The sequence below is a fragment of the bacterium genome, from assembly GCA_008933615.1.
In the GTDB taxonomy this organism is placed as follows: Bacteria; CLD3; CLD3; order SB21; family SB21; genus SB21.
In genome coordinates this window covers 26549-51792 of the sequence record WBUR01000011.1, presented here as the reverse complement: position 1 = coordinate 51792, position 25244 = coordinate 26549, and the positions used below count along the sequence as shown (strand labels likewise).

23 protein-coding genes and 1 tRNA gene are annotated in these 25244 nt (G+C 44.2%); 12 read left to right on the top strand and 12 right to left on the bottom strand.

Features of this window, described 5'->3' with window-relative positions:
• Positions 1–31: 31 nt before the first annotated feature.
• Both F9K33_05770 and F9K33_05765 read right to left on the bottom strand, forming a co-directional pair.
• Complete coding sequence (locus tag F9K33_05770) at positions 32–2812, bottom strand: UPF0182 family protein (protein ID KAB2880314.1); 2781 nt, start codon at positions 2810–2812, stop codon at positions 32–34.
• Between the two features lie 17 nt (positions 2813–2829).
• Positions 2830–4194 carry a HEAT repeat domain-containing protein gene (locus F9K33_05765; GenBank protein ID KAB2880313.1) on the bottom strand — a complete coding sequence of 455 codons (1365 nt, stop codon included), beginning with the start codon at positions 4192–4194 and terminating at the stop codon, positions 2830–2832.
• A 206-nt stretch (positions 4195–4400) separates the two neighbouring features.
• Between F9K33_05765 and F9K33_05760 the strand changes: the two genes are divergently transcribed.
• The 12 genes from F9K33_05760 (at position 4401) to F9K33_05705 (ending at position 16246) form a co-directional block, all read left to right on the top strand.
• Positions 4401–5189 carry a response regulator transcription factor gene (locus F9K33_05760; GenBank protein KAB2880312.1) on the top strand — a complete coding sequence of 263 codons (789 nt, stop codon included), beginning with the start codon at positions 4401–4403 and terminating at the stop codon, positions 5187–5189.
• A gap of 31 nt (positions 5190–5220) precedes the next feature.
• Complete coding sequence (dnaB, locus tag F9K33_05755) at positions 5221–6642, top strand: replicative DNA helicase (protein ID KAB2880311.1); 1422 nt, start codon at positions 5221–5223, stop codon at positions 6640–6642.
• Positions 6643–6670: 28 nt separating this feature from the next.
• The gene (locus tag F9K33_05750) at positions 6671–7708 is read left to right on the top strand and encodes a glycosyltransferase family 2 protein (GenBank protein KAB2880310.1); all 1038 of its coding nucleotides are present in this window, start codon (positions 6671–6673) and stop codon (positions 7706–7708) included.
• Positions 7709–7726: 18 nt separating this feature from the next.
• Positions 7727–8599, top strand: a complete 873-nt coding sequence (gene rfbD / locus F9K33_05745; protein ID KAB2880309.1) for a dTDP-4-dehydrorhamnose reductase — start codon at positions 7727–7729, stop codon at positions 8597–8599.
• 31 nt (positions 8600–8630) lie between these two features.
• Positions 8631–11519, top strand: coding sequence for a DUF2723 domain-containing protein (locus F9K33_05740; protein KAB2880308.1), 2889 nt, complete (start codon positions 8631–8633; stop codon positions 11517–11519).
• Between the two features lie 14 nt (positions 11520–11533).
• Positions 11534–12490, top strand: coding sequence for a flippase-like domain-containing protein (locus tag F9K33_05735; protein KAB2880307.1), 957 nt, complete (start codon positions 11534–11536; stop codon positions 12488–12490).
• Entirely contained in the window at positions 12487–13545 is a 1059-nt protein-coding gene (locus tag F9K33_05730) for a DUF4837 family protein (protein ID KAB2880306.1), read from the top strand. Before F9K33_05735 ends, F9K33_05730 begins: the two co-directional genes overlap by 4 nt.
• Positions 13542–14156, top strand: a complete 615-nt coding sequence (locus F9K33_05725) for a CDP-alcohol phosphatidyltransferase family protein (GenBank protein KAB2880305.1) — start codon at positions 13542–13544, stop codon at positions 14154–14156. The genes F9K33_05730 and F9K33_05725 overlap by 4 nt, the downstream gene beginning before the upstream one ends.
• Entirely contained in the window at positions 14153–15163 is a 1011-nt protein-coding gene (locus tag F9K33_05720; protein KAB2880304.1) for a hypothetical protein, read from the top strand. Before F9K33_05725 ends, F9K33_05720 begins: the two co-directional genes overlap by 4 nt.
• 92 nt (positions 15164–15255) lie before the next feature.
• Positions 15256–15684 carry a hypothetical protein gene (locus tag F9K33_05715; GenBank protein KAB2880303.1) on the top strand — a complete coding sequence of 143 codons (429 nt, stop codon included), beginning with the start codon at positions 15256–15258 and terminating at the stop codon, positions 15682–15684.
• 21 nt (positions 15685–15705) lie between these two features.
• Positions 15706–16089: an STAS domain-containing protein gene (locus F9K33_05710; protein ID KAB2880302.1), complete on the top strand. Its 384-nt coding sequence runs from the start codon at positions 15706–15708 to the stop codon at positions 16087–16089.
• 81 nt (positions 16090–16170) lie between these two features.
• Positions 16171–16246 (top strand) — tRNA-Ile (locus F9K33_05705).
• Between the two features lie 58 nt (positions 16247–16304).
• Here F9K33_05705 and F9K33_05700 read toward each other — a convergent pair.
• The 10 genes from F9K33_05700 to fumC all read right to left on the bottom strand — a co-directional run bounded on the left by F9K33_05700 (position 16305) and on the right by fumC (position 25242).
• Entirely contained in the window at positions 16305–16946 is a 642-nt protein-coding gene (locus tag F9K33_05700) for an energy transducer TonB (GenBank protein ID KAB2880301.1), read from the bottom strand.
• Between the two features lie 35 nt (positions 16947–16981).
• Positions 16982–17404: a biopolymer transporter ExbD gene (locus tag F9K33_05695; GenBank protein KAB2880300.1), complete on the bottom strand. Its 423-nt coding sequence runs from the start codon at positions 17402–17404 to the stop codon at positions 16982–16984.
• Positions 17405–17426: 22 nt separating this feature from the next.
• The gene (locus F9K33_05690) at positions 17427–17828 is read right to left on the bottom strand and encodes a biopolymer transporter ExbD (protein KAB2880299.1); all 402 of its coding nucleotides are present in this window, start codon (positions 17826–17828) and stop codon (positions 17427–17429) included.
• Between the two features lie 21 nt (positions 17829–17849).
• Positions 17850–18482 (bottom strand): MotA/TolQ/ExbB proton channel family protein, encoded by a 633-nt coding sequence (locus tag F9K33_05685; protein KAB2880298.1) that lies wholly within the window; start codon positions 18480–18482, stop codon positions 17850–17852.
• 163 nt (positions 18483–18645) lie between these two features.
• Positions 18646–19680, bottom strand: coding sequence for a tRNA (adenosine(37)-N6)-threonylcarbamoyltransferase complex transferase subunit TsaD (tsaD, locus tag F9K33_05680; protein KAB2880297.1), 1035 nt, complete (start codon positions 19678–19680; stop codon positions 18646–18648).
• Positions 19661–20599, bottom strand: a complete 939-nt coding sequence (locus tag F9K33_05675; protein KAB2880296.1) for a hypothetical protein — start codon at positions 20597–20599, stop codon at positions 19661–19663. Before F9K33_05675 ends, tsaD begins: the two co-directional genes overlap by 20 nt.
• A 14-nt stretch (positions 20600–20613) precedes the next feature.
• Positions 20614–21942: a dNTP triphosphohydrolase gene (gene dgt, locus F9K33_05670; protein KAB2880295.1), complete on the bottom strand. Its 1329-nt coding sequence runs from the start codon at positions 21940–21942 to the stop codon at positions 20614–20616.
• A 94-nt stretch (positions 21943–22036) separates the two neighbouring features.
• Positions 22037–22894 carry an RNA polymerase sigma factor RpoD/SigA gene (locus tag F9K33_05665; GenBank protein ID KAB2880294.1) on the bottom strand — a complete coding sequence of 286 codons (858 nt, stop codon included), beginning with the start codon at positions 22892–22894 and terminating at the stop codon, positions 22037–22039.
• 208 nt (positions 22895–23102) lie between these two features.
• Positions 23103–23789, bottom strand: a complete 687-nt coding sequence (locus tag F9K33_05660) for a glycosyltransferase (protein ID KAB2880293.1) — start codon at positions 23787–23789, stop codon at positions 23103–23105.
• Positions 23790–23862: 73 nt separating this feature from the next.
• The gene (fumC, locus tag F9K33_05655) at positions 23863–25242 is read right to left on the bottom strand and encodes a class II fumarate hydratase (protein ID KAB2880292.1); all 1380 of its coding nucleotides are present in this window, start codon (positions 25240–25242) and stop codon (positions 23863–23865) included.
• Between the last annotated feature and the right edge of the window lie 2 nt (positions 25243–25244).

The window sequence follows — 25244 nt, the reverse complement described above, 5'->3', positions numbered from 1 at the left end:
GCCTTGGTGTCCGACTCGCTTCATCTATTTATTATTTGATACCTTTACTTCGTTCGGAAAGTTTTTCAAGATCTTTTTTGAGACGCTCTAAGCTTTCGCCGTATTTTGTCCAGTTCCCTTTTTTCAGTGCATCCTGAGCGTTGTTATAATTGTCCATTGCGGAACGCGACAAATCCCTAATTGCTTTTGCCGTTTCCGAAGAAATGGCAGCCACATTCTTGTCCGTCACCGATGAAGCTGCCTCTGCAGACTCGGCAGACTGCTTGTCTCTGTTGAATGCGGCAAAATTTCCTCCGAAGATTTTTTCTAGGCCGTTCTCCAGATTGTCTTCCATAAAGATGTAATTGTCAAATGCAACTATGACTTTTTTCAGTTCCGGCATTTTGCTTTGCTGCGACTGAAGATACAAAGGCTCCACATACAAGACGGAATTGTTGATCGGTATGACGAGGAGATTGCCCCGGGTCACACTGGATCCCTGTTGATTCCATAAGGTTAGTTTTTCAGAAATTTCCGGCGTCTGGTCGATCCGGCTCTCTACCTGCAATGGCCCATAGACCAATTCACTCTTCGGAAATTTATATACTAACAGTTTTCCATAATTATCTCCATCGCTCCGGGCGCAAAACCACGCGATCATATTCGGTTTGGTGTTTGGCGTGAACGGAACCATGAGCAAAAATTCTTCTTTCGATTCACCCGGAAGCCTCATGATGACATAATAACTCTCCATACGTTTCACATCGTCGCCGTATTTTTCCGTCGCGATATTCCACTCATCTTCCCGGTTGAAAAACACATTGGCGTCATCAACATGATAGAACGTGAATAATTTTGCCTGAATATCGAAAAGATCCTGTGGATAACGCAGATGTTTCCTCAAATACTCCGGCATATCCTGAATCGGTTTAAAAACTCCGGGGAAGATCTTAGCATACACCCTAATCAGCGGATCGGTTTCAGAATTAAAACTATAAATTTGAGTGGAACCGTTGTATGCGTCGATCACAACTTTGACGGAATTTCGAATATAATTATATGTTATGCCTGCGCCAAATGGAGACGAACTTTTTTCGTACGACATCTTGGCATACGGATACTGATTCGTGGTAGTAAATCCATCGTAGATCCAATATAGCCGTCCGTTTTCTGCGACCATATAAGGATCTTTATCCAGCTTGATATAAGGAATTAATTTTTTAATGCGATCGTTGATATTCCTGTAATAAATGATTTTGCTTTCCGGCTGAATGTAATCGTTCAGCAGAAAATTGAATTTACCGAACCGAATTGCAAACATGGCCTTACGTGCAAAACTGCCGATACCTACCCCCGCATCTTCTTTATAGAACGTGTGCTGATTTTTTTCTCCGAGCGGGAAATCAAATTCCTCTTTGCTTGTTTTAACAACGATATAATCGTCAATGCCCTGGAGTTCTCCGAAATAGATTTCAGGCCGATCTAACGTAATATCCACAGATTTTTCGGGTGGAATATTTTTGATAAAGAATTCCGGTTGGCCTTCGGTCGTCACCACATTCACCGGGCTCATAACGATGCCGTGTCCGTGGGTATAGATGAATGTTTTATTGATCCAGTTATCGCTTCCGATCTTCTGGAGATTGAGTTCGCGCGCAGACAACATGACCTGCCGGTATTCGCCATTGACAAAATAACGGTCAATGTCCACGTCATAAAAATTATAATAGGGACGAATTTCCTGTAACTGCGAATAGGAATCCCGCAACGGCCGGTAATCCCAAAGCGTGACGTTTTTGATTGTTGCATTGTTTGCTTTAATATCCGACGACGTCAGCGCAAGGTCATACTTGAAATCTTTTTCGGTAATTTTGTCCAGTTCGTACGCGCGGCGTGTCTGTTTGATATTTTCTTCGATATACGGTTTTTCTTTTTCCAATTCATTGGGCTTCACGACAAATCGCTGTATCAACGACGGATAAATATTCAGAAGCAGGAATGCGGCGCCGAATTGCAGTATGACGCTTCCGATAAGCCACCGCCAAGTTCCTTTAAATGCGCTGATAAACGCACCGCACGCGCCGACCAAAGCAATCACCTGCATGAGCATGTACCCCGTAAGCGCGGCGTTTACATCGGTGTACCCCGCGCCGACCACAATGCCGTTATCCTTATATAAGATATCGTACTGGCTGTAATGATAATCAAACGCGTAAAGAAATAAGATCAGTCCGATCAGCACCATGATATGCCGACGCGTAAATTGGCCAAGACTGACACCCTGCGGCGTAAAATTAACGGCGCGTTTGTATACATGAACGGCGGCCGTCGCAATGATCGTTACAACCAGGACGCCAAATAGCCAATTGATAATACTCTGATAGAACGGCAATTCATAAACATAGAAGCCGATGTCCTTTTGAAAAACCGAATCCAGTTCGCCAAAGGACTCACTGTTAAAATACTGCAGCACACGCATCCATTTCGTCGCCGGCGCTGCTGCCATGATATAACTGACAAACAAAAGCAATCCGAAAAATATGAGCTTTGCAGGTTTTGCAAAAAACTGAAGCTGCTGCTGAAACACCTCCCCGCCGGGCTTTACCACTACCGATTTTACCCGAGAAGCGATCAGTATGTTCGAGCCTATGATGATCCAAAAAACCGCAAAATATACGAATCCTAGCAGATACTCCGATGTATACATCGTCCAGAATGGATTTTCATAACCGAGTGATCTGAACCATAGTAATTCAGTATAAAACCCGGTCGCATTCGTTGCGACATAAAAAAAGAATACCGCTAAAAGCCCAATGGCTACCCATTTTTTCATATAACTACTCCTAAATATTAATCTGTTTTCGTATCGTTTTGTTTAGTGTATTTTCCGCCGGACAAAATGTCTAGAATCGTAAATGCGGCACGTACTCTCACTATCAGCTCGCCATCATTTTTAAGCCTGTCGAGCAGCAGAGGCAGGATCACTTCATTCTGCAAGGTTTCGTCTTCAATACTGCCCAGGCCGGATATCGCAACCGAACGCATCGAATAAGTATCGTCATTGATAAGTTTCTTAAGATCTTCCAGCATTAGTTTTCCTTTCAGCCTCGATAAAACGCCAACCGAAATTTCCCGAACTTCCTGCGACGGATCATTCAATGCCGATTCAATAATATCTATCGATTCATAATCCTTTAAGTTCCCAAGCGACGCGACGGAGGATATTCTCACCCAGTCCGAAGGTTGCGTGGTCAGACTCCTCAAGAGCGGGATAACTTTGTCCCGCGCCGGTTTAGACTTAACTTCCCCCAGAGCGAGAATGATCCGGCTTAGCACATCCTCGTCCCCGCTATCCAGCAACTTTAATAACAGGTTTACGGATGTCAATTCATCGTATTTCATCAATCCGATCGCCGCATTGACCTGCATATCTTCAGCCTTGTCACTCGCTAAAATGTGTCGCAGCCGCGATTCGATGTCGTTTGGCTTAATCTTAATCAACGATTCCAGAGCTTTGGAGCGAACATAGGAGGATGAATCTTTCAAAAACGGTAACAGCAAATCTAACGAATTGGGCGGATTAATTTCTCCAATAACTTTCGCAATTGAAATCCGGAACTGAAGGGAACGGTTTTTTGCCAGAGATTTCGTATACGTTTGACCGGACCTGTCGCCGACTTTAAGCAAAGCCATCCCGATCTTTGCCCGAAGTTCGAATTTATCCTGTGAAATTTCAGCCGAATCATACAATAGAGTGTCAACTGCAATACTGTCCACGCTATACATCATTTTATTCAGATAGCGCGCAACCAACGTATCGGGAAATAGATCGGACATCCGCGCAATTCCGACAACGACGTATTCCCTTATCATAAAATCCTTTGAATCAGCAAAATGTCGCAGGCTGTAAAAAGCTGCACTGTCGTGGATTTGCGCTAAAGTTAGCGCGCACGTCTTGACGGCGACCGGTTTCCAGCCATAATCGAAAGAACCCAGCGCATCGATCGCCGTCCGATTTCCAATGCGCCCCAAAGTACGAATGGTATTTGTTCGGATAAATTCGTTTTTATCTTTCAGTCCGAATTCAAACGTTTGCCAACAGTATTTGATGATCGTTTCGCGGGGAGGGAGTTTCCCTACAACCGGCATCTTAATATTGCAGGATGATAACAGAACGAAAATAACAAGCGTAATCAGTGTTTTGTCAATCTTCATTGGCTCTTTCTCATGATGGATACTGCGGAAACGCCCAAAAAAAACTTGATAATGGTTTGGAAAATGTATATTATCGCCTACCTAAAAATCCTCTGTAGGTTGACGTTTTCCGTCATGATATGAAAAAAATTCTGTTCAATAGTATAATATTTATCACTAAAAGTCAATCTTAGAATCAACCGTTCCTCTCTGTAAATTCACAATTCATGCCAAATAAGCCAAAAACTATCTCAAAAAAAACAAAAGCGGCTCGTGATACCAAGGAATACGCTAAGTCTAAAAAGCCCGCTCACCATGTGCCTACAAAAATCCTGATCATCGAAGACGATCAGGATACCGTTTCTATCCTGAACATGTTCTTTTCCAAAGAAGGGTACGACATCGACATTGCAGGCGACGGTCAGGAAGGCTTCGACAAACTGAAAAAATCACATCACGACCTTGTTTTGAGCGATGTGATGATGCCGAAAATAGACGGGTTTAAATTTTGTGAAATGGTTCGCAGCGAGCCGTTACTCAAAATGACGCCGATTGTCCTTGTCACAGCCAAGAATGATCCGGGCGACAAAATTGTCGGCCTTGAAAAAGGCGCAGATGATTATCTTACAAAACCGTACAACCTTGTTGAATTACGCGTTCGTATAGCATCCATGCTTAAACTAAAGAAATTGCGCGGGGAACTGATTCTGAAAGAAAAGGAACTTGAACGTATCAAAACGCTTGAACAAACGCTGATTGCGATATCGCATCACATTAACAATGCTACGGCGCCTATTGCCGGCCGGGCGCAGATCTGCGACGTTCATGATCCGGATGGCGTCAAGAAACTCGTTGACGTATGCATCGATGGATGCCGCAAGATCACAAACACGATAGAACTTTTGTCACAGGTCATCAAAGCAATGAAGCAGCCCTCGAACACTGTTCCCGTTGATTATTCAAGTTTGACAGTCAATGAATTATTAACTAAATTCGAAGACCAGAACGGGTTTTAATTTTTCACTTCCGCATTACACTAATTCCAAAATGTCCGTACCCGAAGAAAAATCAAATATCATCGAATTTTCCGGCCGCATCCCCCCTCAGGCGCTCGAAGTGGAGGAAGCGATCTTAGGATCCATGCTGATCGATGACAATGCAGTGGGGAAAGTCATAGAAATAATCGATGAAACCTGTTTTTATAAAGAGGTGCACCGCATTGTTTTTCAAGCCATGCTGAGCCTTTATGGCCACTCACAACCTATCGATCTGATCACGTTGACGGAAGAATTACGTAAATCCAATCTACTTGATCGTGTCGGAGGAAGTTATTTTATTTCCGGTTTAAGTCAGAAAGTTCCCAGCGCCTCCAATATTGCCCATTATGCCAAGATCGTACTTGATAAAGCCCGTTTGCGTAAACTGATCCATGTCGGCGGACAAATCGTGACACAGGCTTTTCAGGAAACGGAAGAAGTGGATAACCTGATAGACTCGGTGGAACAGCAGATATTCAAGATCGCGGAGGACAAGAGCAGGCAAGGTTTTATCGCTTTAAATCCGGTACTGCATAAGGCATTTGAACAGATCGAACATTTTCATCATCAACCGGGCGGCGTCACCGGAGTTACTTCAGGCTATAAACCGTTGGATCAGATGACCAGCGGATTTCAAAACTCCGATTTGATTATCGTAGCCGGCCGGCCGAGCATGGGAAAAACAGCGCTTGTATTATCCATTGCCCGCAACGTTGCGGTCGACGCAAATAAACCTGTCGGTTTTTTTAGTTTGGAAATGTCCTCGTTGCAATTGGTCATGCGTCTGCTTTGCGCCGAAGCCCAGGTCGATGCGCATAAAGTTCGCACGGGCATGCTCCCCAGCAATGACTGGTCAAAATTATCCACCAGCGTGGGCCGCCTCTCCAAAGCGCCTATCTATCTGGATGACACGCCGAGTTTGAATATTCTCGAACTTCGCGCGCGTGCCCGCCGTCTGAAAGTCGAAAAACAAATTGAAATCCTGATCGTGGATTACATGCAGCTGGTCAATGCGAACGCCAAGAGCAACGCCAACCGCCAGGAGGAAGTTGCGATCATTTCACGTTCGCTCAAAGCCCTCGCTAAAGAATTGGATATCCCGGTTCTGGCGCTCAGTCAACTGTCGCGCGCGGTGGAGCAGCGTGGCGGCGATAAGAAACCCATGCTTTCAGACCTACGTGATTCCGGATCAATCGAACAGGATGCCGACGTCGTTATGTTCGTACACCGGCAGGATTATTACGATCAGGATGACTTCAATCGCCAGGCAGACGTAGTGCCGGCTGACATCATTATTGGTAAACAGCGTAACGGGCCTGTCGGCGATGTCAAATTAGGGTTTATAAAGAAATTTGCTCGCTTTGTCGAAATTGATACCACCCGCAGCCAGGAAGTGCCTCCGCCCTACTCGCGCGATGAACAGCCATTTTAATCAACCTGAATAAACATCGATCGCTTGCATGAATCCATCTCCGCTCGTCTCCGTCGTCATTCTCAATTATAACGGCAAAAAATTTATAAAAAGTTTGTTCGATTCGCTTTCCAAAACGACTTATCCTTCCGTCGAATGGATCATGGTGGACAATGCATCGATGGACGATTCTGTTGCTTATACGGAGCAACATTATCCTCAGGTCATGTTGATCCGATCTGATGCCAACCTCGGATACACCGGCGGCAATAATCTCGGAATAGCTGCGGCGCAGGGTAAATATATCGTTTTATTGAACAATGACGTTGAAGTAGCTCCCGACTGGCTCGACCATCTTGTAAATGAAGCCGAAAAGGACGAGACGGTCGGCGCACTGCAACCCAAACTTCAGTCTATGATCAACCGCGGATATTTTGAGTATGCCGGAGCATCGGGCGGATTTATTGACCAATGGGGGTTTGCATTTCTCCGCGGGCGTATGTTCGATACGATCGAAACGGATCGCGGCCAATACGATGATATCAGGGAAATATTCTGGGCCAGCGGCGCGGCGTTATTTCTCAGGCGGTCTGCATTGGATGAGGCCGGAACGCTTGACGAAACTTTTTTTATGCACTACGAGGAAATCGATCTTTGCTGGCGTCTGCACCTCCACGGGTATATAGTCAAGGTAATCCCTCAATCTAATGTATTACATTATGTGAGCGCATCTCTGCCAGCGGCAGATTTTAAAAAACTGTATTGGAACCATCGAAACAGCCTTATTTTACTTATTAAGAATTTACCGGCGCGGCGCTTATTCTTGACTCTGCTGCAACGATTCATTTTGGACGGAATTGCCGGGATACATGCATTGGTACAGTTTGAACCGATGCGCATCGTCGCTATTTTAAATGCCCATTTTTGGGTCTATGCGCATGCCCTTGTGCTTCTCAAAAAAAGGAGGTTGGTGCAAATAAACCGAAAAGTCACCGATGCGCAATTCCGTCATCTGATCTATCCTAAGAGTATTGTTTTTGATTATTTCTTGAAGAAGAAAAAAGAGTTTCATACTTTAGGCTTTTAGAAAAATAAAAGGGCGGCTGTGCAAAATATCTTGTTAATTGGCGCAAACGGACAACTGGGACAAGACCTTATCCGTGTATTATCGCGCGACTTTAACATTACAAAAACGGACGTCGACCAATGCGATATCACTAGTCCGTCGCAGGTGGCTGAGCTTTTTGAGTCCCATCGCCCCGACCTGGTTATCAATACCGCTGCATGGACCGATGTGCCGGGGTGTGAAACCAACGACAGGAAAGCTTTTGAGGTCAATGCCCTCGGCGCAAAACATGTTGCTCAAAATTGTGAACAAGCGTCATGTAAACTGGTTCATATCAGCACCGATTATGTTTTTGACGGGAAAAAAAACAAGCCGTACATTGAGTCGGATTTGCCGGCGCCCTTGAATGTATATGGAGTGAGCAAATTAGCCGGTGAACATTATGTTTCTGCGTATGGCCGTAAAAATTTTATCATTCGTACTTCGGGTCTTTACGGGATTTATCCTGCAATCGGCAAGAAATCCAATTTTGTTGAAACAATGCTGAATCTGGCCAAAGAAAAAGATACGATCAAAGTGGTTGATGATGAAGTTTTGACGCCGACTTTCACGATACACCTTGCGCAGCAGATCAAAAAGTTGATGTCAACGAACCATTACGGACTGTATCACGCAACCAGTGACGGCGCATGTTCCTGGTACGAATTCACAAAAAAAATATTTGAGATCGCACAGGTCAAAACCAAACTTGAAAAAACGAGCGTGAAGGAATTTGGAAGCCCGGTCCGTCGCCCGGCGTACTCCGTTCTCGGAAATTACAATCTAAAGGAGCGGGGCCTGGATATTATGAAATCATGGGAAGAGGCGCTCGCGGATTATTTTCTCGATAAAGAAAACAAGTTGAAAATATAATAATCTAAATTATCAGGAGATCAAACCGACTATGTTCAATTATGTAAAGGTCAATCGCATCACGGGCCTCGTTGTATTTGTGTTATCCTTATTTGGATATTTAGCGACCGTGTCACCGACATTATCTTATTGGGATTGCGGAGAATTTGCTGCATGCGCCTACAGTTTAGCGGTACCTCATCCTCCCGGTTCACCGCTGTTTCTGCTCGTCGGCCGGCTGTTCTCCATGCTGCCGACTTCGGAAATTGGGCATGCGGTAGGCATTGCCGTCACGGATTACGATATCGGATTCCGTGTGAATATGATATCGGTGCTGTGCAGCGCCTTTGCAGTATTGTTTTTGTACCTGACTATCGTTCGGCTTTTGTTACAATGGAAGGAACGTCCGACGGATACGTTTGGCGCACTGAAAATCACACTATCCGCGGCCATCGCCGCATTGACATTTGCTTTCACCTACAGCCATTGGTTTAATGCCGTTGAAGCGGAAGTATACGCAGCGAGCACTTTTTCTACCGCGATCGTGGTATGGCTCATTATGGTATGGCTTGAAAAACCGGACGACATTCACAGCGATGTATATTTACTGCTCATTGCGTACATGGTAGGCCTGGCCATCGGCGTCCACCTTTTAAATATACTTGCGCTTCCGTTCATATTCTTTATCATCTATTCAAAAAAATTCGAGATCACTGTTTCCAGTTTCATCAAGTTTGTCATCGTCGGACTGATTGCAATGGCCGTTATTTACAAGGTGTTCATATTCTGGAGTATTCAGGTTCCCCTCTTTTTTGACCAATTTGGGTTAGCCGGCGCTTCTATTCTATTGTTTTTCGGAATCCTGATCTATTTGTCGTACTACATGATCAAACAAAACAACCATGCCGGTGCGCTGGTTGTTATTGCTTCGCTGCTTATTTTTGTAGGTTATTCAACGTACGCCATGATCATGATTCGTTCCGGGATGAATCCGAATATTGACCAGAACGATCCGGGCAACTGGGCGGCTTTTATCCGGTACATGAACCGCGAACAGTACGGCGATTTCTCATATTGGCCACGCGTGGCTCCATTCTGGGATTATCAGTTCAACAAGATGTTCGTCCGCTATTTTAACTGGCAATTCATAGGGCGGCCCGATGATCTGGCATTATCCTTTGTCGATCACGTACGGAATGCAATCGGTTGGTCGGTAGACAAATTACAGGATACTCAGGAAGACCGGTACGGATATGTTTATACCGTATTCAGCATGCGCGGGCTTTACGGAATTCCATTTATCGTTGGAATCATCGGCGCTGTACATCATTTCAGCCGCGATTGGAAAAGAGCGTTAGCGGTATTCGGCCTCTTCATTACGACCGGTTTTGCCATCATTATTTATCTGAACCAGCCGGACCCGCAGCCGCGCGAACGCGATTACAGTTATGTTGGGGCGTTCTTTTCTTTCTCCGTATGGATCGGTATTGGCGTATATTCCATTCTGGAATCTATCGAAGAAAAGTTGAAAAATAAAAATTTCATGCCCACGCTTGTATATACGGCGTGTTGTGGCCTTATTATTCTATTGCCACTAAATATGTTCTTGTATAATAAAAATACGACCAGCCGTCAGGGAAACTATGTTGCATGGGATTATTCATATAATCTGCTTGAGACTTGCGAACCGAATGCGCTCATTTTTACCAATGGCGACAACGACACCTTTCCGTTATGGTATTTGCAGGAAGTTGAAAAGGTCAGGCCGGATGTACGCATAGTCAACTTGAGTCTGCTGAATACGGAATGGTACATTCACCAGCTGAAAAACCAAGAGCTGGAGTATAGAATGAAGGACGGCTCAACGGTCAAAGCAATGAAAGTCCCAATCGGATATACCGATCGGCAAATTCTCGGCGATCCGAAAATCCCGAACTCCAGTATCCAGCCGACGCGGTGGAAATCACGCGAATTTACGATAGATGTGCCGAAGGAGATTTATTGGAAAGACTGGGTCGAGTCCGGTAAAGCGCTGCCGAAGAATCATGATACCCTCGTCATCCCCAAAATGAAGTTTAAAGTGGATCCGACTATTTCCGGTCAGGGTCTGCGTGTTCAGGATCTGATGGTTCTGGATATTTTGTTTGCATCAAAATTCTCTCGCCCGATCTATTACGCAATTACCGTAAGTGATGATAATAAAGTCGGCCTTGGCCGTTACTTGCGAATGGACGGGCTGGCTTATAAACTGATTACCGTACCCGATCAGGATATGTCAATTGACCTTATGTATGAAAACACGTTCAAGAAATATAAATACCGAAACATGAACAATCCGGACGTGTCATATGATGATAATATCCGCCGTTTGACGCAAAATTACCGCACCCTGTTTCTGCGCATGGTGGAATATTATCGTCAAAGGAAAATGATGGGAACGGCGGAAAATCTGAAAAATAAAATTGATCTGGAATTTCCAGAATCGCTTACGGCCGATCAAAAAATAGTCGCAATATTAGACTCCATGCAGTCGATAATCACCGAGGAGGCGGTTCCCATGCGCGATTACCGCCTGAAACTCGCGATAGGCCAATTTTATGCGGACGCGGGACAGCCTGAAAAACTAAAAGAATATATAGCCGAAGTACTCGCGAATGAAAAATTATATCGCATCGATCAAAACGGCAAGATTCGTATTGCCGCATTGCACCTGTTTGTTTTAAAGGATGCCGCAACGGCTGTGGACATTCTGAAACCGATTTACGAATCCAATCCGGCCAATCCGGAGGCTTTGGGTTATTATATACAAGCGTTGGAGGAAAGCGGCAATCTGACAGAAACGGCATTGATACTTGAGTCATGGCTCGCGCGTAATCCGCAAGATGTAACGGCTAAAACGAAATTAGCTGAGATCAAGGCAAGATTAGATTCGAAAAAATAATTTCTTCTAAAAGGATGATGAAAAAATATTTATACGTTGTTCTTAAAATTGCAATCAGTTTCGGAATCATATTTTTCACCGTCCGTTCGATCGAGCTGGATGCTTTACAGGCGCAATTTCTTAAAACGGATCCGGCGTGGATCGGTTGGTCTTTGATCTTATTGTCCTTCAGTTATTTTTTAGGAGCCTTTCAGTGGAGGCTTATTTTACGTTTGTCTGAGATCAGAATCAGCTATCAGGTTACGCTGGGTTACTATTATGTCGGTTTGTTCTTTAATAATTTTTTGATCAGCGGTATGGGCGGCGATCTTTTGAGAGTCTATGACGTTAAGAAACATTCGCCGGATCGTGAAAGATTATCGCCGGCGGTCGCAACGGTTTTTTTTGACCGGTTTGTCGGATTGCTAACTTTAATCTTTCTGGCCTGCATCACCGGTGTATTTATGATCGGACGCGGCGAATCGATAAGAATGTTTTTGAGCATTGTTGTACTGCTTACGATCTGGATTATGGGGTTGGTATTTGTGTTGAACAAGAAAGTTGCCGATGCCGTAGTAAAGCCTTTTACGGTTTTCATTCCAAATAAACTATACGAACGTCTCCGTCATCTGTATCATGAAATACATAATTTCAGAACACGGAGGTTTGACTTGCTTATAATTTTCTTGATTTCCATCGGCGTGCAGGGTCTTCGAATAATGACTATCTGGGCTATTGGGCGGGCAATGGGTGATGAATCGTCGATATTATATTACATAATTTTCGTTCCCATTATTTCACTGGCCGCCAGCCTGCCTATCTCCATTGGAGGAACGGGCCCCAGAGAACAGACGACTATCTTACTGTTCAGAAAAATCGGTGTGACGGCTGAAATCGCATTTTCGATCGGGTTCGTTACTTACATTATCTCAATGATTTCTACTGTTCCCGGCGCATTGATTTTTTTTATGAGAAAGAGTAAACACACATGAAGACACTTTTTTGCGTCATGGCGGCGTGCTTTATTGCATCCTGCGGGAAGGTTTACAAGTCTCCGGCGATCGGCGGCGATGATCAGATCATTGTTTTTTCGGATTCGGCCAATTGGAGCCAGGGTAAAGAATCATTACAGATCGTATTCGAAAGAAATTTTGTGACGCCGCAGAATGAAACCGATTTCTATCTGCAGCGCGCACCTATCAGCGTTTTTGATATTTATAAAAAGTATAAATACATCGTCATGATTGGCACGTTGGACTCGAAAGAACCGGTATCGCAAACGGTTCAGAGTATGCTCAATGAGGAAGCGGCCAAGGCGGTAGCGTCTGGCGAGTATTTTATTTTTACGCGCAAGGACGAATGGTCGGTCGGGCAAGTCATCATGGTACTGACGTCAAATACCATCCAGGAAGTTAACCGCTTCATCCAGGCTAACGGAGATCAGCTTTTTGAAATTTTCGACACGCATAAAACAAATCTGATGTCTGATTTTCTTTATGGTTCGTCAGCCCCTCTCGAAGACAAGGCCTTGCAGAAAGAACTTTTTATGAAATACCAATGGACCCTGCGAATTCATCCTGACTATAAACTCGTTGAAGAAAGCCCGGACAGGCATTACGTTCGTTTCCACGCATCGTCATACTACAAGTCGCTGCAGCGATGGCTCTCGGTATATTGGGTTCCGCTCGACTCTCAAGCCGTTCCTGACAGCTTTTTGACCAAAACATGGATGACACAGACGAGAAATAAAATAGGATCCTGGTTTCTGGATTCAGTCAAAACGACGCCATCTTTCGATTCATTTTACAAAACTGAGATCGGCGGCCGTCCGGCGCTTGCATATACCGGAATTTGGAAAACCTTAGATTTGCAAAACGCATTTGGCGGCCCGTTTCGTAGTTACGCGTTTTACGATGATCGCACGCGGCGTATTTATTTTATTGACCAAGCGTTGTTTTTTCCGGAGGAAATTAAGAAGCTTAAATTTCTCAGAGAATTGGACGTCATAACAAAAACATTTACGACTAACCCTCCCGCTGAACAATGACAAATGAAACCACTGGCGGTAAAAATCCTCACGCCGACAAAATATTTACCGTTTCAAATATCCTAAGCCTTTCGAGGATTGTTATTGTCATACCTATCATTTATTTTCTTGATCTTGGCAATACAAATCCGCGCCATAATCTGACCGCACTTGCCCTTATGATCATCGGGGGTCTCACAGATACGTTTGACGGACAGCTTGCAAGAAAAATGAACCAAATTACCAATTTCGGCAAAGTCATTGACCCGATCGCTGATAAAATAGGAATGGCTGCGATTCTCTTATTTTTAGCTTTTTCACGTGACGATTTCCCGGTGTGGTTCCTTGTTGTCGCGCTGGTTAGGGACATATTGATCTTTTCGGCAGGACTCTACATTAAGAACAAATATGCTTTTCTTTTTACATCAAATATGCTCGGCAAAATTACAATTACTGTTGTTGCGCTCATGGTGACGGTCTACGTTGTCAAAGATGTATTTCTAATCGAGGGGTTTTATGTATTCTTGCTGTGGGTAAGTACTATTTTACTCGTTACGTCCTTTTATGTGTATGTCCTACGCTTATTGAAATTTTTACGTTTGAATCAAAAGAATACGAAGGATGTTATATGAAAAACTTAATGGCTATCTTAATAGGTTCGTTTGCATTATTTGTTATGTCTGTGACCGTTTTACACAACGACGCCTGCGCTCAGAAGCGCCCTGTAAAAAGAAATTTGAAAGAAGGTCCCGATCCGCATTTCAGGGAAGCGGTTGCACACTATAAGAAAAAGGAACCTGCCAAAGCTGAACAAATATTAATAAAAATCACCGAACTATATCCGCAATTTACTCCGGCCTGGGCTTTAATGGCAAGAATTCATCATGACCGTCAAGACTATAAAGAAGCAAAAAAAATCGTATATCATGCTCTTAAATCAAACCCGCAAAGCCGGCTTTTAAATTTGCTTGCGGCAAAAATTTTGTATAAAGAAAATAAGCCTTTGAAAGCTATGGAATTCATGAGCAGGGCCAAAAATTCGTCCGACTCAGGCGATCACGAAATCGACGATGCAGAAACAAATATGGACGAAATGCAAAAGCAAATTGCTTCGGCTTTTTCTCAACAAACAAGATCAAAACCGCAATTTTACACATCGCAAACAAACGAAAGCTCCGAGTGGCAGTCAAAGTTACCTTCGATTCAGAATGATAAGAAATTAAAAATTGCCGTACTACCCTTTCAATTTAAGGCTATGGCCGGCTGGCAGGACACCGTCGTTGGACAGGCTGGGAACATCGTATGCGACATGCTTACCACCTCCATGGTCCAAACCAACTGTTTTATGGTGGTCGAGCGGCAGCAACTAGAAAAAGTTATGACCGAACAGGATTTTGAAATGGGTGAAGCTATTGAACAATCCACCGCGGTAAAAGTCGGCGAATTAATCGGAGTAGATGCCATCATCGTAGGCGTTTTAACGCAGCTTGGTTCGCAGACGGAAATAGACGGGCGGTTGGTGAATATCCAATCGGGGCAGATTATCAGCGCCGCCAACGTGAACTACAGTTCGCAGGAACAGCTTCGTACCGCGGTCAATTCGCTCACGGTTTCGATCACTCAATCAGCGTACAAATAATTTTACTTGTTGACAGTATCTTCAAAAATGATTAGTATAAACCTACTGCTTTGATTGACACATCTTATTAATTTTTCGGGATTCAGACCAAAATGCTAGCGGATAAAATCAGGGAATTAGCGAATGATTTGCGCAGAATTCATCTCGATTTGAAATCCATGGAACTGGATATGCGTATCGAAGCCCCGGAAGAGCGGGAAGTTGATATCGATAAAGTCATTGACGATCTGAACGTATTCAAACTTAATATTACCTACTTGCGGCTGAAGGCCAACGAGCTTTCGCAATCGCAGGAACTTGATTTCACAGAGGTTCGAAAAGATATCCGGTATTTTGTAACCTACTTAAAACATTCCGCCGATACATTCGATGAAATATGCAATAGCCTTACCTATGGCGGCCGGAGCGGAGATGAAGTCGCTATGCAGAAGACCGGGGAAGAAATATGGATTCTTGAACGGCACCTTCATGATATGAACATGCATTTGAGTGAAATTAACACAAAATTAGAAAGTAAATAAATATACACCTTGAAAACACCAATGAAACAAAGCAAAAAAGTGCAAATTGCCAGCGAGAGCAAGGTCAAAGTTACGTCCCGTAAGGTAACCGACACTCTGGCCGTCGTAGAAATCCAGGATAAACTCATGACGGAAGAGCACATCGAGATGTTGCAGGCCGCCGTTCGGGAATTATTGGACGATAATGTCGATAAGATAGTTATCGATCTGTCAAAGATAAAAAGAATCAACAGTTCCGGCCTTGGCAGCCTTATTTCACTCTATACAGCGGCGCATAACAAGAACGGCGTACTAAAAATTGGGGGCTACAACGAGTTCGTCAAAAATGTACTCAACATCACCAAATTAGCCGAAGTATTTGAAATTCATCCCACTCAGGAAGACTGTATCAAAAGCTTCAGCTAACTCCTGCCGTCTAAAAATAATCATCACACGAGAAAAACTCATTGATTATTTCTTAAACGAAATTTATATTACCACGCTTTTGGGCCATTAGCTCAGCGGTTAGAGCAGAGGACTCATAATCCTTTGGTCCGGGGTTCAAATCCCTGATGGCCCACCAACAAAAAAATCCCATTCGCCTTTGACGAATGGGATTTTCTAATTTTATTTTTAATTTACTATCCCCTGAGCTTGAATACTACCGGCACGGATATTCTGACTTTGACGGCTTTATCGCGCTGCTTGGCAGGATTAAATTTAGCCTTCATGATCACTTCTACAGCGGCTTGCCCGAAACCGACATTACCGTCTTCTTTGACTACTTCCGCTTTAAGCACATTCCCATTTTCGTCAACAACACAACTGACAATCGCTTTACCTTCTATACCCGCCTGTCTTGCCATATCGGGATATTTGAGATTTCTGCGAATGAAATCAAATCCGCCTTTCAGATCAGGCGGCGTATCGTATGCCACAAAAATTTCAGCATCGCCATCACCCTGGTCCCGTTTTGCCGGCGGCGGCGGCGGCGGTGGAATTTCTTCGAGATCCACATCGGTATCATCAATAGTCTCATCGCCCAATAACGTTTCCGTTTCAGATGCAACCGGAACAGCCGGACGATTTGGCGGTGGCGCGCGTTTGATCTGCTTGGTCAAATCAACCTTGCTGACTTCAAACTGTATATCCGCTTTTCCGATAGTGCGGCCGCTGTCTCCAAATGTATAAAAACGGATGACCAATGTAATTAAAACCAGCGCCGCGATCATCGAAGCCTCTAACACAACTTTGTATTGCCTCTTCAATTCATACAATGTCATTGTATTTTCCTTTCTTCGCTATGGCAAACTATAGTCTAATAATTTGGCGAAGCTTTTGTTTTAGTAGCGTAATAGACCCGCAATGCCCCCGCTTTTCTCAATTCCTGTTGTACATCCACTAATACGCCCATTCGCATATTCTTGTCTATTCGCATAAAAATTAATAATTGGACATCTTTAACAATTTTCTCCCGAGCGATGGTGTATATTTCTTCCATTGAGGAAATAGGATAATCGTCAAATGAAATATTTTCACCTTCATCGATCCAGATATAAGAAGTGTGTGTCTTTGTCTGCAATTTTTCCACCTGATATGCTTCCGGCGTGTCGACGGGCAGACCGTTGAATTTCTTGATGACCGTCGAGACCATAAAGAAAAGCAATAAGGTAAATACAATATCGGACATGGATGCCCCGGGTATAGCGGGCGGCTTATTTTTTTGATTACTGAATTTCATACAATCTCCGTGCTTTTTAAGATTATTTGTCCGGCTCCGCTATGGATATTTTTTTTGCCTCGGCCTGTTTGAGCTGATCTAAAACGGCAACAAATATCTTATATGGCGTTCTTCGCGTCGTTTTAACCGACACGATGATCTTGTCATTCTTGGCAATCCTGTTTTTCACAATATCCTTAATCTGATTCATAAATCGCGGTTCTTCTTCAATCAGGATATCGCCGTTATCATTGAGAAGGATATTCATGATATTTGTCTTTGGAATTTCTTTTACATCGCCTTCCGGCGGCAAAACAAGGTCAATCCCTTTATCCGTGCCAACGGTGGTGATAACAATGAAAAATATGAGCAGAAGAAATGCCATATCTGCCAGCGAACTTGTCGGTATTTCTGCTGTATTTTTTAATCTTTTTTCAACTAACATGTGAGTGGTCCTTTGGTTTGGCTATCGGTGTTCCAACTCAACAATGGCGTCAACTAATTCTGCCGATGTCTCTTCCATGTCCACAACCAGACGGTTGATCTTCGCTGTAAAATAATTATGGAAAAATTGAAGTATCATAGCGACGATCAAACCAAATAGAGTGGTGAGCAACGCGACTGAAATACCGGTTGCAACAATGGTAGGAGAAATGTCGTTAGCTTTCGCGATCGCTTCAAAAGACTGAATCATACCTTGCACGGTTCCTGTAAATCCAAGCATGGGAGCAACGGCAATAAAGAAAGCAATCCAGATCATGCCTCGTTCCAGAAATGCCATTTCGATGGCGCCGGCATTCACGATAGCTTTTTCGACCTGATCCACGCCTTTATGAGCGCGAAGCAAACCGGCGTGGAAAATGGAGGCAACCGAGCCGCGTTGGTTAGCGCTGACTTCTACCGCTCTCTGCACGCCTCCTTCATCAAGGGCTTGTTTGATCTTCACAAGAAATTTTCTTGTGTTGACGCCCGAACGCGACAAAGTGATGAAACGTTCGATACAAATGGCAAGACCCACGACCTGACAAAAAAGGATTGGCCACATGAAACCGCCACCTTCGTTAAAATAATCAACTAATGATTTCTCCATAAAAGACATGCCTCCAAGTTATAATGTGTTAAACATTGTGATAAGTAATTTTTAATAGCATTTAAAAAATTATTTGTAGCAAGTACTCTTGATTTGCGCAACTTTCGACCTGCTGGATTGCAGTGGACAATATTATCGCAAAAAATATAAAAAGTCAATACTATTTTTGCCGTTATCTGATCAGCCGCAAGGAAGGATTCGGCGCAAGGTCCCATGACGATACTTCCCCTTCCAAATGCTTCAAGTACGCCGTCATACCGATCATGGCCGCATTATCGGTACAATAGGGTTTAGCCGGAATGAATAACCGAACGCCCGACCTTTGAGACTGTTCGTTCAGTATGTCTCGCAGGCGCGAATTGGCGGCCACACCTCCGGACAGTACCAGCGATCCTACGTGATGCTCCTTGCATGCGCGTAATGATTTAGAAACTAAAACGTCCACGACGGCCTCCTGGAAACTTGCGCAAATATCGTTAATTTCCTGCTCACTCCACTTCTCTTGCTTTTTTGAATAGTTCAGAACCGATGTTTTTAGCCCGGAAAAACTAAAATTAAAATTATCCGAATTCCCCAAAGGGCGGGGAAATTTGATTTTTCCAGAATCGCCCAAACGAGATCTAACATCGACCATCGGGCCGGACATGCCGGAACCATTCTCCGGAGCTATATTCAGAAAACGCGCAACTTTGTCAAAACATTCCCCAGCAGCATCGTCCTGCGTCTCCCCCAGTATCCGGTATCGGCCCAGGGCCTCAGCCAGAACCAACATCGTATGACCGCCGGAAACTATCAATGAGATAAATGGGAAATCCGGATGCGGTTTTTCAAGAAACGCCGCTAGCATGTGCGCTTCTATGTGATTGACGCCAATGTAAGGGATATCCAGGCTATACGCTAACCCTTTTGCAAAATTAAGCCCAACCAACAAACTTCCGATCAGTCCTGGCCCATACGTAACACCAATTAACCGGACATCTTGCAGCTTAATCCCTGCTTGAACCAATGCATCTTCGATGACCGGAATAATATTGGCTTGATGCGCGCGGGAGGCCAATTCCGGAACAATTCCTCCGAATTTCAGTACATCGACTTGCGACGACACCACATTGGACAAGACGGACCGGCCGCGCATAACGGATACGGAAGTATCATCGCACGATGTTTCGATGGCCAGTGTTATAAGATCAGGGAAGTTTTTCTGCATCGAGTCTTACTAAATTAAACCTGGAAGGCGTGATCTGACTCCAGGACATGTCTCGCGGCGCAATGATCGTAAGACGCGGCTGGGTAGTGGCGAAACGCTGTTCCATCGCATAATCGATTACTGCATAGACGCTGTCCCTGCGCAAAGACGACAGAAAATCCACACCGCCGCGTACCTTGATCGAAAAAGTTGACGGTTGTACTATGACATTCACGTCTTCAGGAACGTTGATCAGCTTTATTGGAAGATTCTCCATCACGGTTTCCCCAAGCGGCTGTATGTCAATCAGAACGCGAATATCTGTTTTTTTTATTTTGACATTCGGCCGGAGCATGTCCGCCAATTCTACATCGACTTCCTTGTCCTCTGAAATATTAGTCAATTGCATCCTGGTCGTTGAAACAAAGTGAATGCTGTCCCTGAGCGTGATGGGACAACGTACAAAAACTGAGTCGGGGATCGTACGAAATCCGCCTACCATTACGAAGCCGGGGGCGCAGGAAACTTCTATATCCGCGATCACCGGAACCTGTTTAGTGATCCATTTTTTTGAAATAATGTGCAGCGTGTCCCTGGACGGAATAGCATGCGCAATTGCCTCTACGGTACTTGGCAGTTTCACATTCTCTATATATTTTGACGTGATGACAGTGAAATCGTCTTTTTGTTCGGCATCAATTACATATTTAACATCATACACGTATTCCAAACCTAGCAAAGTTCTTCCGTTGGCTTCAAATAAAACAGGTATCGTCTTCGGTAACCCGGAAACAATGGCATGTCCTTCCTTAAGATTGACGACCTGAAGCGGAATTGAAATAACCTGCTGGTACGGTGAGGACAGCCGTACGTAAAACCACAAAAAGAAAGCAATAAATAAAGAGAAGAAAAAAATGCGATAACTGGTAAATAATTTCATATCGGAGAAATGGGTTATATAACGCTTGCTTCGGGAATATAGATGGCCTTGTATTCCTGCACAGCGAAACTATCGCTCATACTTGAAATATAGTCGGCAATGTGCCGTGCGTATAATGGATCTTTCTGAAATTCCTTAATTTTTTCATGAACTAGTTTTGGCGCCAGTTTGCGCAACCGAAACTGGGAATCCACTGCGCGGGAAGTATAACGCTCAAGAAAACGGTCGCTCATTTGAAGCGGATTCGAATAGTACGCCTTGAATAGTTTGCGAATGACTTTTTCACTTTTTTTATTGACGCGGTTAACCTGGAAATTATTGGCGAGTTCTTTCTGAATAAACGTATCGAGTTCATTCTGTTTCCGATTGACGTCTAAACTGAAGATCACGAGCCATTCATCAAAATTATTCGATCGATTTTTGCGTTCACAAAAACTCTTGATCCTGTGAACTGTATTTTGTATCACATCGCTCACCAATAAACGCACCAGTCCGCTTATCAGGAGATTGATATATTCGTCCTGATTTGACTCCAGAACGTCATGAATACTGCATTTGATTTCGACATCCTGAATGAGTTTCAATTCACGCGCATCGCTGACCTTGATGTAATCCGCACGCAGCGCATCTTCCAGGTCAAATGTGCGTTGAGCTATTTCATCGGCAATAGCCGCGACTTGGCCTTCCAGGGTTAATGCCATGAAATGATCGTAATTCAGCGAGTTGAGGTTCATGTCGGGATAATAATAGCGTTCATTGCGTGTGCTGGTGTGTTTTAGAATGCCCTCCCGGACTACGGAAGTCAGATTAAGGCCGTCATACCCGTATTTCTTTTCAATATAATCTACGACCCGCAAGCTCTGGTAATTATGTTTGAATCCGCCAAAATTCTCTCCGCTCAGAGTTCCTTCAGCTGTATCCTCGCCGTTAAGCAGCGAGTCCAGAAGCGCCTCCCCGGTATGCCCGAATGGCGGATGTCCCAGGTCATGCCCGAGGGCTATAGCCTCGGTCAGGTCTTCATTCAGCCCCATCGCATTGGCGATCGTTTTGGAAACCTGCACCACTTCGACGGTGTGCGTGAGCCGGCTTCGATTGCGCTCGCTCACATGTTCCACCAAAATCTGCCGCTTATCGCTCAGGTTACGAAAAGAATTGGAATAAATGATACGATCCCGGTCACGTTGGAACGCCGTACGATGTACATCTTCAATTTCGTCATTCACTCTCGTCTTGTGCATGTCCTTACTTTTGCATGCATGCGGCGCGAGAAAACGTTCTTCCCACTCTTCAAAAAATTGCCGCCCCCGTTCTTCAATAACGTTATCTTTGGCCTTTATTTCCATGTCCGCAGACCTCTATTCAGTTTATGATTCTTTCTGTTTTATTGATTCAAAAAAATAAGCCCCGATTAACCGGGGCTTATTCAAAAAGCTTGGTTTAACCAAGATACGATCGCAGAGACTTACTGCGCGACTTATGGCGCAGGCGGTTGATGGCTTTTTCTTTGATCTGTCGCACCCGTTCGCGGGTTAGTTTGAATTCTTCACCTATCTCTTCCAACGTCAACGATCTTTCAATTCCCAACCCAAAATACAACTTAATGATCTTAGCTTCGCGGTCGCTCAAAGAAGCTAATGTATTTTCAATGTCCTGTCTCAGCGATTCATTCATCAGAATATCATCCGGAAGCGGGTTCACTTTGTCCGGAACAGTATCCATGAGAACGCTTTTTTCATCTTCCTGCAGCGGCGCATCAAGGGATAAATGCCGTTTGGAAATTCGAAGCGCATCGGACACATCGTAATCTTTGATCTCCAGTTCAGTGGCAATTTCTTCCGTGCTGGGCTCGCGCTCAAATTCCTGCTCAAGTTCATTGTATGCTTTACCGATCTTATTCAGCATACCGACGCGATTGAGCGGAAGGCGAACGATTCGGGAATGTTCTGCAATCGCCTGCAGGATTGACTGGCGAATCCACCACACAGCATAGGAAATAAACTTAAATCCGCGTGTTTCATCGAACCGTTCCGCAGCCTTCATCAGACCCAAATTACCTTCATTAATTAAGTCGCTTAAAGGCAGACCCTGATTCTGATAATCCTTGGCCACGCTGACAACAAATCTTAAATTCGCTTCAACTAGCTGTTTCAATGCAAGCTTGTCGTTTTTTTTGATTCGTTTGGCTAATTCGATCTCTTCGTCAGGTTTTAACAATGAGACCCGGTTAATTTCCTCAAGATAACGCTCAATAGACTGATCTTCCCTGCTGTTAATTCGCATCTTTATTCTGGCCATCGTAAATAAACTCCTTTTTCTTAATTCTATACCAATTTATAACTATATTACTGTATTGCTGTTGATTCTAACAAATCCGCATGTAACTTCTTTATTTTCAATAAACTAATTATGTCATGCCCTGATTAAACGCCCGAAATCAAAAATAAGTTCCCTTTTTCACAACTATTTTTTTGTTTTTTTCAAGAATAGTGAAAAAGCCGGAAATCTAGTAATATTTGACCAAATATTTGGGATGAATGCCTAAGCGATATAGAATAGTAATGAGAAAATTATAGGTTATTCTTTTAAAAAAACCATCCGATTCGTGTCGCCGCGGCGAAGTACAGACGGGCGATTGCAATATCTCAAAACCTTTTTCTTTTTGAAGCCGTTGTACGAATTCCACATCCTCCATCAGCGGATAGTCCTCACGATACCCTTGCATTTTTACAAACAGATCTTTTCTTACAAAAATAGCCTGATCGCCGTATGGTAGTTTCAATACTCTCGTCCGTATATTCACTAGTTCTTCCATTAAACGATATCGCAGTTTATCGCTGGCGACTTGAAATAAGAATGAACCCGATTGAATCGCATTACTATTTCCGACCATTGTGCAGAAGTTGGCCCATGATTTCTCAGGTATAATGGTATCTGCATGCAAAAATATCAGCCATTCACCCGTTGCCCGTTTTGCCCCGGCATTTAACTGAACGGAACGTCCGCGGGAAGAATGAACTAACTGAATGAACGGATATTTAATGAGGAACGAGCCGATGAGTCCGCAAGTTCTATCCGAACTGCCGCCATCGGGAACGATGATCTCAATATTGGAAAATCCAATAAGGGATTGAAGAACCGAAACGATATTCACTTCTTCGTTCAGCGTAGGAATAATAATGCTGACCAGCATAGTTTACCGGGAAATACGAATTGACGAATTAAATAAAACTTCATTTGGAATCAAAAATGAAGAGCCTTCTTTATCAGACCATTTTCTCCGGCCTGACTGCCTCATCAAATTTTTCACCCGTCATCAGTTCCAGTTCAATCACCGCTTCGCGCAATGTGATATTATCATGAAATGCTTTCTTTGCGACTTTCGCAGCATTGTCATAGCCGATATGCGGATTAAGGGCCGTGACGAGCATTAGGGAATTATCCAAGTGTTTCTTGATCACCGTATCATTGGCCTCTATACCTATCGCACAATGTTCATTAAACGACTCGCATGCATCGGCCAACAACCGGATTGAATTTAGAAGATTAAATATCAATACCGGTTTATATACGTTTAATTCAAAATTCCCGGACGCACCGGCAAAATTGATCGCCGCATCGTTTCCCATCACCTGCACACACACCATTGTCATGGCTTCGCATTGCGTCGGATTGACTTTGCCCGGCATAATGGAACTCCCGGGTTCATTGTCAGGAATAACGATCTCGCCGATGCCGCATCGTGGACCGGAAGCAAGCCAACGAACGTCGTTTGCGATTTTCATAAGCGATGCGGCCAATGTTTTCATAGCGCCGCTGGCAAATACAATCGCATCGTGGGCGGCCAATGCTTCAAACTTGTTAGGCGCGCTTCGAAACGGCAGGCCGGTGATTTCAGAAATATGTTTCGCTCCGGTTTCTGCAAATTTCGGATGGGTGTTAAGCCCGGTGCCTACCGCGGTACCGCCCAGCGCAAGATCGTATAATCCGTCTAACGCAAAATTGATGCGTGTGATATCGTTATCTAACTGCTGCACGTATCCTGAAAACTCCTGTCTCAGTGTCAGCGGAACGGCATCCATCAAATGGGTACGGCCGATCTTTATGATCTTCTTGAACTTTTCCGATTTCAAATGCAATGTATCCCGAAGTTTTTTTACCATGGGCTGCAGCCTGTGAACAACCTGTTCCGCCGCCGCAATATGCATGGCCGTTGGAAAAGTATCGTTGGAAGACTGCGCTTTATTCACATCGTCATTCGGATGAATCGGTTTCTTACTTCCCATCACGCCGCCTGCAATCTCAATAGCGCGGTTGGATATCACTTCATTGGCGTTCATATTCGTCTGCGTGCCGCTGCCGGTCTGCCACACCACCAAAGGAAAATGAGAATCGAGTTTTCCGTCTATGACTTCCTCGGCGGCCTGGATGATCAAGCCAGCTTTTTCTTTGGGTAGAGAACCAAGTTCCTGGTTGCTCATTGCGGCGGCTTTCTTGAGTACGCCCAGCGCGCGGATCATTTCCCGCGGAAACCGGTCGCCGCCGATCTTAAAATTACTTAACGAACGCGCCGTCTGCGCGCCGTAATACGCTTCATTGGGGACTTTTACTTCCCCCATACTGTCTGTTTCAATTCGGTATTCCATGA